Source organism: Bacillus sp. BP-3, from assembly GCF_028401955.1.
Taxonomy (GTDB): Bacteria; Bacillota; Bacilli; order Bacillales; family Bacillaceae_G; genus Bacillus_A.
Genome location: NZ_JAQOTJ010000001.1, coordinates 324580 through 339073, shown reverse-complemented (window position 1 = coordinate 339073; position 14494 = coordinate 324580). Strand labels below are relative to the sequence as shown.

Sequence of the window (14494 nt, the reverse complement as noted above, 5' to 3'; positions counted from 1 at the left end):
TATGAAAAGATAAAAATCTTTGGAATGCAACTATATCATATACGGTCCAAAGATAATAGCGCCAATTACAACAGCGATAATCGAGAAAACTAATACTGCACCTGCCGCTGCATCTTTTGCTATTTTAGCAAGTGGCTTCACATCCATTGTTACTAAATCAACGGCTTTTTCCACTGCTGTATTCACAATTTCTAGTGCAAATACAATACCAATAGTCAAAATCAAAATGAGCCATTCTGTTTTTGTAACATGAAAATAAAAACCGAAAAAACTAACAACACACGCTGCTAAACAATGAATTTGTACATTTCGTTCATAGCGAAGACAAAAGAAAATACCAGCAAACGCATAGCGAAAACTGTTTATAAGTTTTCCTTTTTTCATCTAGTTAATCCAAATGCAGCAAGAACTTCTTTTTGCTTTCCAAACATAACCTTCTCTTCTTCTTCCGTCATATGATCGTAGCCAAGCAAATGTAAAAAGCCGTGCACCGCTAAAAAACCAAGTTCACGATCAAAAGAATGGCCATATTCTTCAGCCTGCTCTTTCGCTCTCGGAATAGAAATAATAATATCCCCTAACATGCGTGGCATTTCTACACCGACAATTTCCATTTCTCCTTCTCCCATATCTTCCATCGCAAAAGAAATTACGTCTGTTGGCTGATCTTTATCACGATATTCACGGTTAATTTCTTGAATACGTTCATTATTAACAAATGTAACCGAAAGCTCAGCTCCATCCTCTACAGATTCTATCTCTGCAGCTTTTTCAACTAATTGTTGAATCAGCTCGACATACTCTTCTTTCACTTCTTCTGTTTCATCAAAAAAGTCAATTATTAATCCCATTTATTTCACCTTTTCTTCTGTTAATTTTGGATACTTAATCCGAGAGTGGAAGATCCCATTTAATGTTTCACATAATGTTTTCTCGACAATTTGCAGTTCTTTAAATGTTAAATTACATTCACTGAATTGGCCATCTTGTAAACGATCTTTAATAATGCTGCGAACAAGATGATCAATTTGTTCAGGTGTTGGTGCATTCATCGAACGAACTGCCGCTTCTACACTATCAGCAATTCCAACAATTGCCGATTCTTTAGATGTTGCTTTTGGCCCTGGATAACGAAACATTTCTTCTGTATATTTCTCTTTATCTTCTTGCATTGCTTTGTAATAGAAATATTTTAACAAAGTCGTTCCATGATGCTGGGCCGCAATATCAATAATCTCTTGCGGAATATAATGTTCTTCTAACATTTTCACTCCATTTGTAACATGAGCGATAATAATATCTCTACTTGTTTCAGGATCTAACCGATCATGAGGATTTGCTATGCCCATTTGATTTTCAATAAAGAAATGCGGCTGCACCGTTTTTCCAATATCGTGATAATATGCTCCCACGCGCGCTAGCACACCATTCGCTCCCACAGCTTCACATGCTGCTTCCGATAAATTAGCAACCATAACACTATGATGATACGTTCCTGGTGCTTCTAACAGAATTTTACGAAGCAACGGATGGTTCGGACTTGCCAACTCTATTAATTTCATGCTAGAGACAAGACCAAGGCCACTTTCTAAATACGGCAATATCCCCATCGCTAAAATAGATGAAATAATCCCAGACGCTGCTGCCATTAATAAATGTGTTCCAATCTCAATTGCCGAAAAGTTTCCGTTACGCAGTAGCAATAAAGCTGCTAATACAACAACATTTAAAATCGATACAAGTATCCCAACTTGCAGCAGCATTGTGCGACGATGTTTTTCTCGTAAGAAAATACTAACCGAAAGCGAGCTAAGCAACACATAAATTCCGACTGCATAATTTAGTGTACTCGTTACACCTTCATTAAATAAAATGCTGCCACACACCGAAAAAATCACACTTGTGATAAAAACAAATCGATCACCAATCATCAGTTTGACTAATATAGTTCCCATTGCAACTGGAGCAATATAAGCAATACCGACATATTCTAACTTTTGAAACAAACTAATAATTTTCATTAAAACAACTGTAATAGCGACAATTGTTGTATAAGCTAAAATATATGGCTTGTCCTCTCTTCTCTGCTTTAAAAATGCACCAAATTGCTTATGCATAAAAAATAAAAGAACCCCAATAAAGATTGCTAGTCCCAAATACGGTTGAAACGAATTACTTTGATCCAATAACCCTACTAACTTTAATTGTTCATATGCTTCTCTTGTAATTGTCTCTCCTTCTTTTACAAGAATTTGACCTTGCAAAATGTAAACAGGAGCTACTTGATCGATTGCCATTTGCTTTCTTTCTTTCGTTGCATTCGAATCATAAAAATAGTTCGGTATAATCGCATACTGCCCAAGCGCAGTAATTGCTTGTTTCAATTCATTGCTGACAGATACATTTTTTAAATCGTTAGTAATGCGGTCTTTAAACTGATCTACTTCATTCATTTTAATGTGAGAGCTCATTAGACTATTAACAGCTGTAACAGTTGATTCCCTCGCTATAAGAAGCTGATCTTCTGTCGCACCTAAAAATTGTAATAACACTTGATCAGACAAGCTTTTCGTTAACTCTGTTGGAAGTTTCTTTTTTAACTTGTCCAATCTTTCTGCCGCCGATAATTTATGTTGTCCTTCTGGCGCCGAAGCGGTTGCATTTGACTCTGCATCCACCTCTTTAATTGCATCAAATACTGAGTTCACAACCTCAATCCGGTTTTGCTTATATCCGCTTCGATATGTATACTGATCTTCAACCTTTTGAGCCGCTTCTCTCTTTTTCTTTTCTGTCGTTACTTTATCTTCAATTTTTATAGGAGAATGAATTGTTTTTTTGGAAATAGATAACATTTTGATATCGAGTTGTTCCGGTTTTACATTATTCATCAGTGCAAAAAACAACACTGCCCCTATTAAAATATAAGAAATCCAGCTCAGTTTTTTCGAATGCTGTAAATTACGAAACCACTTAGCAACTTCTTGAAACCTTGACATAATTACAATACCTTCTCCTCTCCGAATATTAAGTGAAACTCTCTTTTCACATATTTAAACACAAGGACAAATGCCCTTCCCTTTATTTATGATAATAAAAAACAAAGCATTAGCCAACCTGTTCACAATATCTATAAAAAATATGCAGTGAAACTTCCTTCTAGAGTGCTCTTCTCTTGAAGGTTAGTTGAGCCAATCGGGCTCTTACAGTCGGTTTGTTCTTACTTCTTTGTTCTGCTGCTACCAACCGTTTGAGCGAGATACAGTGAGACTTCCATTCTGGATAAAAAGAAATGATCCTTACAAGCAGGATCATTCCATTTTATCATATGCTTCAATAATACGCTGTACGAGTGGGTGACGAACAACATCTGACTGCTCAAGTTTAATAAACGAAAGACCAGACACACGGTCTAACACATTTGCTGCAATAGAGAGACCTGATTTCACACCTTTTGGCAAATCAATCTGAGATGGGTCTCCCGTTACAACCATTTTTGAGCCAAATCCAAGGCGTGTTAAAAACATTTTAATTTGTGCACCCGTTGTATTTTGCGCCTCATCTAAAATCACAAATGCGTCATCGAGTGTACGCCCTCTCATGTACGCTAACGGAGCTACTTCAATGATACCGCGTTCCATCATTCTTTGCGTATGCTCTTGTCCAAGCACATCATGAAGAGCATCATAAAGAGGTCGTAAATATGGATCCACCTTTTCTTTCAAATCCCCAGGTAAAAACCCGAGACTTTCTCCAGCTTCCACAGCAGGTCTTGTTAAAATAATTTTTTTCACATAACCATTTTTTAATGTTCGAACAGCCATTACTACAGCTAAATATGTTTTACCAGTACCCGCCGGTCCCATGCCAAATACAATGTCATTTTTCTTAATGGCATAAATATATTGCCTTTGTCCCATTGTTTTCACACGGATAGACTTACCTTTTGCTGTTTTAAAAATCTCCTCTTCATATAACTTTTCAAAATGAGCCAGGTTCCCTTGACGTCCAAGTTGAATCGCATAGGCTACATCACGCTCAGAAATCGATATACCCTTACGAATAACAACTAGAAGTTGTTGTAATATCCCTTCAACAAGAGCTACCGCTTCATTCGTTCCGGAAACACGAACAGATTCACCTCTCGTAACAATCGATACCTCAAGTTCATTCTCAATTATCTTTAAATGTGCATCATTTACTCCAAACAAAGCAATTGCTTCATTATGGTTTTCCAATTGTTGATTCATCTCTACTAATTGTTCAGCCATTAATTACTCAATCTCCTTGAATATCGGATTCAGATATCGGTTGAGCCTCTGCAATATTCTCAATCACTGTATAATGCATCAATAATTTTAAATTTCCATTCTCAACCTGTTTATGCAAAACTTTCTTCCCTATAATCATAGCACGTTCATCCAATTTTTTCTTTAATTCTTTTTGCCCCATTTCCTCCGCCACCGTCATTGCCTGTTTTTCTGTATATTCACGGTTTGCTTCTTCCTCTTCACGTACAATCGCTTTCTCATAAGCAATCGGCAGTGTAAAACCAAGCAATTTCACATCATGTCTTACTGTCTCAGCTTTAGACTGCTTATACTTATCATGCTGAAATCCCCATATTTTTATTTTCATGTTTCCAAAAATAAGATAATGTTCTTTGTACGAATCCCCTGTATAAACTTGAAATTTCGTTTTTAGAGGTACTTCCACTTCAGACTTGTACCAAGTTTCACCAAATACAACACCTTTAGCTGAAACAATTGTAGGACTCTCTTCTTTCCCATACATTCCTGACACAAGAAGTTGTCCTTTTTGCACATAATCATTTTTCATAACTATTGGTTTTCCTATCTCTACAAACATTTTTGTAACAATCGCTTCTTTTTTGGCGACTAAATGTTGCGGCACCTGTTCTTCGTCTTTTTTCGGCTCATTTTTTTCAACTATTTTAAAATGATACGTCGTTCCTTTTACGTCCAAACCAACCCATGTAATGGCGTTAATATTATCAGTCAAATAGCGCTGTATATTTTCTACACTCGGCATTTGAAATTGAAGCTTCCCTTTTTTAATACCCATTTTATCTAATTCTTTCATCATGATATATTCCGTCTCTGGCTTCGCCCCTGTGATCTCTATTTTCCATACCATATTTGATAAGGCAATGACACTTAAGAAAAATAAGAGAAAGCCAATAAGAAAACCACTATTTCGAAGTAAGCGCTTATTCCAAAACGGAACTCCGTAACGTCCAATAAAATATAGATTGCATTCATTTTTACGGTAAATCGGGCGTAATCGTTTCACATCTCGAAGCAATATACAGAATACAATTGTATCATCTGCAACTTTCTTGACGTCCCAAACTAGGATATCTCTTCGTACACATTCGTTAATAAACCGTTCTGCTCCTCTTCCTTGAATTCGCACTTTTACATACCCAATCCATTTTGTAAACCACTTATTTTTCATAGCTCGCCTCCATCAGCTTTCTAAAAAAGGCGCAGCCCCTTAAGAGATCTGCGCACCACCTCTATGACTTTACTCCGCTTATACAGTCAGTAGTAGGAGGACTAAGAACTAAATATTCCCTAACCACTTGCCCCTGATTTGTTCCATACGCCCTCACACGAATAACAATTCCATTTTATTTCCCTTCTTTTTCATCTTCTAAAAATAAGACTTGCTCAATGGTTCCTTCAAGTAAAAGCTCTTCTGGCAGAATTGTCTTAATTACAAATGAATCTCCTTTTATTAATAATTGCCCTTGTTTTAATAAAAGTCGTACCTCTTTATCACTAAATACCAATAATCCACGATGATTTTCTATATAAATATGCACCTGCCCAACAAGTGTAATTCTCGGCAGATCCATGAATACATCTGCAGGTAGGTCTATCTGCTTCGTAATCCAATTTTTCATTTGCTGCAACTTTCTCATCGAAGACCCCCCTCTCATCCCATATGTATGAAAAAAAAGCTTGTAATATCACGTCCAATTCGAAAAAAAACATAAAAAAGCGTCTCATTATAATGAGACGCTTTTTTATGCTAATAGTTGTGAAACAAGCCTATTTACTTGTGAGCCATCTGCTTTACCTTTTACTTTCGGCAAAACAGCACCCATCACTTTGCCCATATCAGCTTTAGAAGCTGCACCAACTTCAGAGATAGATTGCTGAATAACAGCAAGCAATTCTTCTTCTGTCAATTGCTCTGGCAAATATGTTTCTAAAATCTGAATTTCGCTTTTCAGTTTATCGACAAGGTCTTCACGACCCGCTTTTTCAAACTCAAGGAGGGAGTCTTTATACTGTTTTACTTCACGAGTTAAAACTGTTAGTTCCTCTTCTTCTGTAAGAGGGTTCTGTAGTTTAATTTCTTCATTTTGTAAAGCAGCCTTAACCATACGAATAACGGTTAATTTATTTTTTTCTTTATTCTTCATCGCTTGTTTCATATCATCGTTTAAACGACCGAGAAGACTCATAAATTACACCCTCTCTTAGAATTTACGCTTTCTTGCCGCTTCAGATTTCTTCTTACGTTTTACACTTGGCTTTTCATAGAACTCGCGTTTTCTTGCTTCAGCAAGCGTACCAGCTTTAGAAGTTGATCTTTTAAAACGGCGAAGTGCATCCTCCAAAGACTCGTTTTTACGAACGACTGTTTTTGACATTCTCTTTCCCTCCCTCCGAAACATCCACTTACATCCTAATTTCAGCATGCAAAAAGTAAACACTTTCTCAGCATGTCTTTTACGATTATAATACATTTTATACTTTTAGGTCAACTATCTGATAAAAGAAAAGAAGAGCACTTGCTCTTCTTTTTTCATGAAACGTACATTTTTGATATATTTTTCTATATCAATGCAACACTATTTTACCAAAATGTTTACTTCTACTTTTCATCATCTGGATACAATATCTCTAGTTTTTCGTGTCAAATAACCTTAGCCAACAGGACTAAACAGTCGGCTTCCGCTTTTATTTTTTATCCAGCTGCGCCTCCTAGCCCCCTCACGTCTAAGAACCTTCCACGCGAGAAGGTAAAGAGCACCTTCTACGTGAAATAACCTTAGCCGACAGGGCTAAACAGTCGGCTTCCGCTTTTATTTTATCCAGCTGCAGCCGCTAGAACAATCGGTCGCTTCACTCTTTCCTACGAGGCAAATAGCGCCTCTACGTCAAGAGTTCCAACGTCCTCATGTTCTATACGAGCGGCTTCCGCTTTTAAATTAATAATCAGTTGTTGCTGTTTTCCCACTTACTAGCGCTACACCAGAGCTTGTACCGATGCGCGTTGCACCTGCTTCGATCATTGCATCCATGCCTTTTTCGTCACGAACCCCTCCTGATGCTTTTACACCGATATTTGGTCCTACCGTTTTTCTCATCAACGCAACATCTTCTACTGTTGCACCGCCTGTTGAAAATCCTGTTGATGTTTTTACGAAATCAACGCCTGCTTTTACAGACAATTCACAAGCACGAACTTTTTCTTCTTCTGTAAGTAAGCATGTTTCAATAATTATTTTCACAAGCGCTTTTCCTTTTGCTGCCTCTACAACAGCGCGAACATCACGCTCTACTAACGCATCATTTTTATCTTTTAACGCACCGATGTTAATTACCATATCAACCTCTGTTGCACCTTTTGCAATCGCATCTGTTGTTTCAAATGCTTTTGTTTCTGGTGTATTTGCTCCAAGAGGGAAACCAATTACTGTACAAACTTTTACATCTGTCCCTTTTAGCAATTCTGCTGCCGTTTCAATCCACGTTGGATTTACACATACAGAAGCAAAATCATGTTGTTTTGCCTCTTGACATAAAGTTACGATTGCTTCCTTTTTTGTATCTGGTTTTAATGCCGTATGATCAATTAACTTTGCATAGTTCATTTTAAAATTGCCCCTTCCTCAACTTATACGTAGTGAATTTTTTGCTCACCGATTGTCTGACAACCTTAATCTTCAGCATTATATCATAACGTATAGCGTTTTCATATTTTAACTTCTCCAGCAAATAAAAAAGCATACAAACAAAACTGTTTGCATGCTTTTCTGTTACGCGCTTGCTGATTCTTTTGGCGATGCATTTTCTAGCACACGAACAAATTGTGCTTCATTGTAAGGATAACCAGCTTTCGTAATTTTTACTTTAATTAATTTACCAATTAATTCCTCAGAACCTTCAAAGACAACTTTTAAGTAATTATCTGTATATCCTACAAATAACCCTTCACGATCAGCTTCTTTAAATGATTCTTCTGGAATAATTTCAAGTACTTCACCTTCAAACTGTGATGCATATTCTTTCGCTAATTGATCTGATAATGCAATTAAGCGGTGTACGCGCTCATTCTTAATTTCTTCTAGTACTTGATCATCCATACGTGCTGCTGGTGTTCCTGTACGTTTTGAGTATGGGAATACATGAAGTTCAGAGAAACGATTATCTTTAATGAAATTGAACGTTTCCATGAATTCTTCTTCTGTTTCACCAGGGAAACCGACGATAACATCAGATGTAATTGCAAGTCCTGGCAACGCTTCTTTTAAGCGGTCTAAACGCTCTTGGAAAAACTCCATTGTATATTTACGACGCATACGTTTCAATACTGTATTAGATCCAGATTGAAGCGGAATGTGTAAATGACGGACAACAACTTTAGAATCGCGCAACACTTCAATTACTTCGTCTGTAATTTGACTTGCTTCAATAGAAGAAATGCGAAGGCGTTTTAACCCTTCTACTTGCGCTTCCATATCTCGAAGTAGTCCAGCTAAATTATAATCCTTCATATCTTCACCGTATCCACCTGTATGAATACCTGTTAAGACGATTTCTTTATAGCCAGCATCTACTAATTGCTGCGCTTGGCGAATAACTTCTTTCCCATCACGAGAGCGCATTAAACCACGAGCCCATGGAATAATACAGAACGTACAGAAGTTGTTACATCCTTCTTGAATTTTTAAAGATGCACGCGTACGATCTGTAAAATATGGTACGTCTAGCTCTTCGTATACACGCGTTTTCATAATGTTACGTACAGCATTAATTGGCTGACGCTCATTCCGGTACTCTTCAATATAGCCAAGCATTTTCTCACGGTCTTGCGTTCCTACTACAATATCTACACCTGGAATTGCCATAATTTCCGCTGGAGATGTTTGTGCATAACATCCCGTTACACAAATTACCGCATCAGGATTTTGACGAACGGCACGACGAATAACTTGACGGCTTTTTTTATCCCCTGTATTTGTTACAGTACATGTATTAATTACATACACATCAGCTGTTTTTTCAAATTCAGTTCGCTCATAACCACCTTGTTTAAACAGTTGCCAAATTGCTTCTGTCTCGTAGTGGTTTACTTTACAACCTAACGTATGAAACGCAACAGTTGCCATATACTCACCCCATTAATTCAAAATGATAAGAAGCGGCACTTAGCGCGTATAAAGGCGCTGTTTCTGTCCGCAATATTCTTGGTCCTAAACTACAAGGTACAAAAGCATGCTCAGAAAGAGAAGATACTTCTTCTTCCGTTAAACCACCTTCTGGTCCAAATACAATAAGCACCTTTTGTCCTGGCATTAATTTTGTTAAAGCCTTAGCGAAGTTTGATTTTTCACCTTGTTTCGCTTCCTCTTCATACGCAACAAGGCAGCTATCATATTCTTTACTCATCGCAAGAAGCTCTTTAAAAGAAACAGGTGCATACACAGTCGGAATCTTACTGCGATGAGACTGCTCAGCTGCCTCTTTGACAATTTTATTAAAACGCTCTACCTTTTTTCCAGCTTTTTTCGCATCCCATTTCACAATAGATCGCGATGCTTGGAACGGTAAAAAGGCCGTTGCTCCAAGCTCAGTTCCTTTTTGTAAAATCAACTCAAGCTTATCTCCTTTAGGCAATCCGCTTGCAATTGTCACAAAAACAGGTAGCTCAGTTGACATCTCTACCCATTCTACAATAGTCGCATTTACAAATTCATTGGTAATTTCAGCAATTGTACAAATTGCCGTCTTCCCATTTGTACAACAATAAATTCGATCACCAGGCGTCATACGCATTACTCTTCCGATGTGATGCACATCATCTCCTACAATACGAATCGCCATTTCATTTACATTTTGTTCTTCTACAAAATAACGTTGCATTTTATCACCTTAGTAAAGTTTAGCTCTTTTCGTAAACAAATGCTTACGAAAAGAGCCAAACGGTATAATTTGGACGAAACAAACGGTAAGTCCCTCACTGCTTTCAGCGAGAGACTTTCCGCTTACATCTCCCGTACAAACGGGTAATAAACACTTGATTAGGAAAACTTTAGCTTATCCTCTACGTGCAATAATTGCTACCCAATCTTCCATCGTTAACACTTCTTCTACTGTAAAACCAGCATTCACTAACGCTTCTGTTACAATTTTTTCTTTTGCAGCAATAATACCAGATGTTATGAACAATCCACCTTGCTTCACAACTTTCGCTGCATCTTCTGGGAATAGTAAAATAATTTCCGCTAGTAAATTTGCAACAATTAAATCTACAGGCCCTTCAATGCCCTCTAGTAAGCTGTTTTGTCCAACAGTTACAACATTTTCTGTATGATTTAATCGTACATTCATTTCCGCACTCTCTACTGCAACCGGATCTAAGTCGTATGCTTGAACAGAAGCAGCACCTAATTTAGCTGCAGCAATACTTAATACACCAGAACCCGTTCCAACGTCAATGACAGTATCTCCCGGTTGAACAGTTTTCTCCAAAGCGCGGATGCACATCGTTGTTGTCGGATGCGTTCCCGTACCAAATGCCATTCCTGGATCTAATTCGATAATTTTTTCTTCAGGTGAGGAAGGCGTATACTCTTCCCATGTTGGCACAATTGTAAATGTATCAGAAATTTTCACCGGATGGTAATATTTTTTCCAAGCAGTAGCCCAATCCTCTTCATCTACTTCATTAACAGATACAGTTGCTGCTCCAATCTCGATTCCATAAGAAGGTAGCAAATCAATGGATGATTTTACATTTGTAATTGTTTCTTGCAGGGCATCATTCTTTGGGAAATACGCTTTTACAAGTACACCTTCCGCTGGATATTCAGCTGGATTTAATGCATAAATCTCGCCAAATTGTTGTTCACGCTCTTTCGTTAATTCCGCAGGATCTTCAATCGCAACACCACTTGCACCTGCTTCGTGTAAAATATGCGAGATTGCTTCTACTGCTTCCTCTGCTGTATGAATACTAATTTCTGACCATTTCACAATTTACCAACTCCATTTTTTATTTCCATTATTCCCCTTTAAAAGCTCGCTTAAGCTTTCCAAATAGGCTATCATCTTTATCCTCTTGACCTGTAAATTCTTTTAATAAATCTTTTTGGTGCGATGTTAATTTCGTTGGTGTAACAACACGTACCACTACGTATTGATCACCCTGCCCATAGCCGCGTACATTTGGCGCACCTTTTCCTTTTAAACGGAATTCTGTTCCTGTTTGTGTTCCTGCTGGGATTTTCAATTTCACTTTCCCCTGCACAGTCGGAACTTCCACTTCATCCCCAAGTGCTACTTGCGCAAATGTGAATGGCATTTCGCAAATAATATCATCACCTTCGCGATGGAAGAATTCGTGATCTTTCACACGAACAACTACATATAGATCTCCTGCCGGGCCGCCGTTGATGCCAGCTTCCCCTTTACCAGTAACGCGAATTTGTTGACCGTTATCAATACCTGCTGGAATTTTAACATTAATTTTTTTGCGTTTGCGTACTTTTCCAGATCCATGACATGTTGTACATTTCTCTTTAATAATTTGACCTGCTCCAGAGCAGTGTCTACAAGTTTGACGATTCACAATACGACCAAATGGTGTGTTTTGCTCCACGCTAACTTGACCTGTTCCAGAACAATGTGAACATGTATCCTTAGAAGTTCCAGGTTTTGCTCCGCTACCGTTACATGTATTACAAGGATCTTCAGCAGGAATTTCAATATCCATTTCCTTACCAGAAATTGCTTCTTCAAAATTTAAAGTAACTTGATATTGAAGGTCTGCCCCTTGACGCGGTGCATTTGGATCACGACGTCTACCGCCTCCACCACCAAAGAATGAACTGAAGATGTCTTCAAAGCCAAAGCCACCACCAAAGTCGCCTCCGCCAAATCCTTGATTTGGATTAGCATGACCAAATTGATCGTACTGCGCACGTTTTGAATCATCACTTAATACTTCATATGCTTCTTGCACTTCTTTAAACTTTTCAATTGCATTTTCTTCAGTACTTACATCTGGATGATACTTTTTCGCCAAACGACGATATGCTTTTTTAATCTCATCTTTTGAAGCACCCTTGCTAACGCCGAGCACCTCATAGTAATCTCGTTTATTCATAAGTTTGCAACCCCCGAATCCTTTCACATAAACGTAATTTTAACATCGAAAGAAAGTGCTTTGCAACACTGTTTCCTCACTTACAGTATGCAAAAAGAAAAACATTGGACTCCCACGCGAAAGTCTTCGCGTACCCTCAGTCTTTTCTTCACTCGTGAAAAAAGCCAAAGCCAAGGCACGCTTGACTTTGACTTTTTGTCATCTTACTTATTTTATTACTTATCTTCTTTAACTTCTTCAAACTCAGCATCGACTACATTGTCGTTTTTCGCGCCCGCATTGTCTTGTGCGCCTTCTGCTTGCTGTGCTCCTGCAGCAGCTTGAGCTTGCTCATATAATTTTACAGTTAATTGTTGTACGATTTCCTGAAGTGCATCTTTTTTCGCACGAATTTCATCAAGATCATTTTTCTCGATTGCCGCTTGTAATGCATCTTTCGCTTCTGTTGCCTTCGCTACTTCAGATGCATCTACTTTGCCTTCTAAATCTTTTACAACTTTATCTGTTTGGAATACAAGTTGGTCAGCTTCGTTACGAAGTTCAACTTCTTCTTTACGTTTTTGATCAGCATCAGCATTTGCTTCTGCTTCTTTTACCATACGATCTACCTCTTCATCAGAAAGACCTGAAGAAGATTGGATTGTAATTGCTTGTTCTTTACTTGTTCCTAAGTCTTTCGCACGTACATTAACGATACCGTTCGCATCAATATCAAATGTTACTTCGATTTGCGGGATACCACGTGGTGCTGGTGGAATATCTGTTAATTGGAAGCGACCTAGTGTTTTGTTGTCCGCTGACATTGGACGCTCACCTTGTAGTACGTGAATGTCAACTGCAGGTTGGTTATCAGCCGCAGTTGAGAATACTTGTGACTTACTTGTCGGAATTGTTGTATTACGCTCAATTAATTTTGTGAATACGCCACCCATAGTTTCGATACCTAAAGAAAGTGGAGTCACGTCTAATAATAGAACGCCTTTTACATCACCTGTAAGTACGCCGCCTTGAACTGCAGCTCCTAAAGCTACAACTTCATCAGGGTTTACTCCTTTATATGGCTCTTTACCAGTTTCACGTTTAATCGCTTCTTGTACAGCTGGGATACGAGTAGAACCACCAACAAGAATTACTTTGTCTAACTCGCTTGCAGAAAGACCAGCGTCTTTTAACGCACGACGAGTTGGTTCTAGTGTTCTTTCAACAAGGTTAGCTGAAAGCTCTTCGAATTTCGCTCTTGTTAAGTTTAATTCTAAGTGTAATGGACCAGCAGCTCCAGCACTAATGAACGGTAATGAAATTTGTGTTTGTGTTACACCAGAAAGATCTTTTTTCGCTTTTTCAGCAGCGTCTTTCAAACGTTGAAGTGCCATTTTGTCTTGACTTAAGTCAATATTGTTTTCTTTTTTGAATTCAGCTACTAAATGATCGATAATAACTTGGTCAAAGTCGTCACCACCAAGACGGTTGTCACCAGCAGTTGAAATAACTTCAAATGTTCCATCTGCTAATTCAAGGATAGATACGTCGAATGTACCGCCACCTAAGTCATATACTAGAATTTTTTGCTCTTCGTCTTGTTTTTCTAAACCGTAAGCAAGTGCAGCTGCTGTTGGCTCGTTAATAATACGTTCTACTTCTAAACCAGCAATACGGCCAGCGTCTTTTGTCGCTTGGCGTTCTGCATCGTTAAAATATGCTGGTACTGTGATAACAGCTTTTGTTACTGTTTCACCTAAGTATGCTTCAGCAGAAGCTTTTAAGTTTTGTAAAATGATTGCAGAAATTTCTTGAGGTGTATAGTTTTTACCTTCAACTTCTACTTTGTAATCTGTACCCATATGACGTTTAACAGACATGATTGTATTTGGGTTCGTAATCGCTTGACGCTTCGCTACTTCCCCTACTTGACGCTCTTCATTTTTGAAAGCTACAACAGAAGGAGTTGTACGGTTACCTTCTGGATTTGGAATAACTTTTGGCTCTCCGCCTTCCATAACAGCTACACAAGAGTTTGTTGTACCTAAGTCAATACCGATGATTTTACTCATGGGGAAACCTCCTA

Annotated in this window: 14 protein-coding genes; all 14 read right to left on the bottom strand. The window is 38.2% G+C overall.

Annotation, left to right across the window (positions count from 1 at the left end; all coding sequences use genetic code 11):
• Positions 1-30 precede the first annotated feature (30 nt).
• Positions 31-384: a diacylglycerol kinase family protein gene (locus PLX19_RS01770; RefSeq protein WP_272186796.1), complete on the bottom strand. Its 354-nt coding sequence runs from the start codon at positions 382-384 to the stop codon at positions 31-33.
• Positions 381-851 carry an rRNA maturation RNase YbeY gene (gene ybeY / locus PLX19_RS01765; RefSeq protein WP_272186795.1) on the bottom strand — a complete coding sequence of 157 codons (471 nt, stop codon included), beginning with the start codon at positions 849-851 and terminating at the stop codon, positions 381-383. Before ybeY ends, PLX19_RS01770 begins: the two co-directional genes overlap by 4 nt.
• Complete coding sequence (locus PLX19_RS01760; RefSeq protein WP_272186794.1) at positions 852-2999, bottom strand: HD family phosphohydrolase; 2148 nt, start codon at positions 2997-2999, stop codon at positions 852-854.
• Between the two features lie 312 nt (positions 3000-3311).
• Positions 3312-4271: a PhoH family protein gene (locus PLX19_RS01755; protein WP_272186793.1), complete on the bottom strand. Its 960-nt coding sequence runs from the start codon at positions 4269-4271 to the stop codon at positions 3312-3314.
• Positions 4272-4278: 7 nt separating this feature from the next.
• Entirely contained in the window at positions 4279-5478 is a 1200-nt protein-coding gene (yqfD, locus tag PLX19_RS01750; RefSeq protein WP_272186792.1) for a sporulation protein YqfD, read from the bottom strand.
• Positions 5479-5653: 175 nt separating this feature from the next.
• The gene (yqfC, locus tag PLX19_RS01745) at positions 5654-5947 is read right to left on the bottom strand and encodes a sporulation protein YqfC (protein WP_272186790.1); all 294 of its coding nucleotides are present in this window, start codon (positions 5945-5947) and stop codon (positions 5654-5656) included.
• A 105-nt stretch (positions 5948-6052) separates the two neighbouring features.
• Complete coding sequence (locus PLX19_RS01740) at positions 6053-6496, bottom strand: GatB/YqeY domain-containing protein (protein ID WP_272186789.1); 444 nt, start codon at positions 6494-6496, stop codon at positions 6053-6055.
• Positions 6497-6511: 15 nt separating this feature from the next.
• Entirely contained in the window at positions 6512-6685 is a 174-nt protein-coding gene (gene rpsU, locus PLX19_RS01735) for a 30S ribosomal protein S21 (RefSeq protein WP_020062243.1), read from the bottom strand.
• 561 nt (positions 6686-7246) lie between these two features.
• Complete coding sequence (deoC, locus tag PLX19_RS01730) at positions 7247-7912, bottom strand: deoxyribose-phosphate aldolase (RefSeq protein ID WP_272186787.1); 666 nt, start codon at positions 7910-7912, stop codon at positions 7247-7249.
• A gap of 165 nt (positions 7913-8077) precedes the next feature.
• A complete protein-coding gene (gene mtaB / locus PLX19_RS01725; protein ID WP_272186786.1) occupies positions 8078-9430 on the bottom strand; it encodes a tRNA (N(6)-L-threonylcarbamoyladenosine(37)-C(2))-methylthiotransferase MtaB in 1353 nt (450 codons plus the stop codon).
• Between the two features lie 4 nt (positions 9431-9434).
• Positions 9435-10184, bottom strand: a complete 750-nt coding sequence (locus PLX19_RS01720) for a 16S rRNA (uracil(1498)-N(3))-methyltransferase (RefSeq protein ID WP_272186785.1) — start codon at positions 10182-10184, stop codon at positions 9435-9437.
• Positions 10185-10358: 174 nt separating this feature from the next.
• Entirely contained in the window at positions 10359-11297 is a 939-nt protein-coding gene (gene prmA / locus PLX19_RS01715) for a 50S ribosomal protein L11 methyltransferase (protein WP_272186784.1), read from the bottom strand.
• A gap of 28 nt (positions 11298-11325) precedes the next feature.
• Positions 11326-12429, bottom strand: coding sequence for a molecular chaperone DnaJ (gene dnaJ / locus PLX19_RS01710; protein ID WP_272186783.1), 1104 nt, complete (start codon positions 12427-12429; stop codon positions 11326-11328).
• Between the two features lie 215 nt (positions 12430-12644).
• Entirely contained in the window at positions 12645-14480 is a 1836-nt protein-coding gene (gene dnaK, locus PLX19_RS01705) for a chaperone protein DnaK (RefSeq protein WP_272186782.1), read from the bottom strand.
• Positions 14481-14494: the final 14 nt, after the last annotated feature.

What these genes read in the sequence shown, in the direction of transcription:
- PLX19_RS01770 (WP_272186796.1), bottom strand. Translation starts at nt 384, where the DNA reads ATGAAAAAAGGAAAACTTATAAACAGTTTTCGCTATGCGTTTGCTGGT.
- ybeY (WP_272186795.1), bottom strand. Translation starts at nt 851, where the DNA reads ATGGGATTAATAATTGACTTTTTTGATGAAACAGAAGAAGTGAAAGAA.
- PLX19_RS01760 (WP_272186794.1), bottom strand. Translation starts at nt 2,999, where the DNA reads ATGTCAAGGTTTCAAGAAGTTGCTAAGTGGTTTCGTAATTTACAGCAT.
- PLX19_RS01755 (WP_272186793.1), bottom strand. Translation starts at nt 4,271, where the DNA reads ATGGCTGAACAATTAGTAGAGATGAATCAACAATTGGAAAACCATAAT.
- yqfD (WP_272186792.1), bottom strand. Translation starts at nt 5,478, where the DNA reads ATGAAAAATAAGTGGTTTACAAAATGGATTGGGTATGTAAAAGTGCGA.
- yqfC (WP_272186790.1), bottom strand. Translation starts at nt 5,947, where the DNA reads ATGAGAAAGTTGCAGCAAATGAAAAATTGGATTACGAAGCAGATAGAC.
- PLX19_RS01740 (WP_272186789.1), bottom strand. Translation starts at nt 6,496, where the DNA reads ATGAGTCTTCTCGGTCGTTTAAACGATGATATGAAACAAGCGATGAAG.
- rpsU (WP_020062243.1), bottom strand. Translation starts at nt 6,685, where the DNA reads ATGTCAAAAACAGTCGTTCGTAAAAACGAGTCTTTGGAGGATGCACTT.
- deoC (WP_272186787.1), bottom strand. Translation starts at nt 7,912, where the DNA reads ATGAACTATGCAAAGTTAATTGATCATACGGCATTAAAACCAGATACA.
- mtaB (WP_272186786.1), bottom strand. Translation starts at nt 9,430, where the DNA reads ATGGCAACTGTTGCGTTTCATACGTTAGGTTGTAAAGTAAACCACTAC.
- PLX19_RS01720 (WP_272186785.1), bottom strand. Translation starts at nt 10,184, where the DNA reads ATGCAACGTTATTTTGTAGAAGAACAAAATGTAAATGAAATGGCGATT.
- dnaJ (WP_272186783.1), bottom strand. Translation starts at nt 12,429, where the DNA reads ATGAATAAACGAGATTACTATGAGGTGCTCGGCGTTAGCAAGGGTGCT.
- dnaK (WP_272186782.1), bottom strand. Translation starts at nt 14,480, where the DNA reads ATGAGTAAAATCATCGGTATTGACTTAGGTACAACAAACTCTTGTGTA.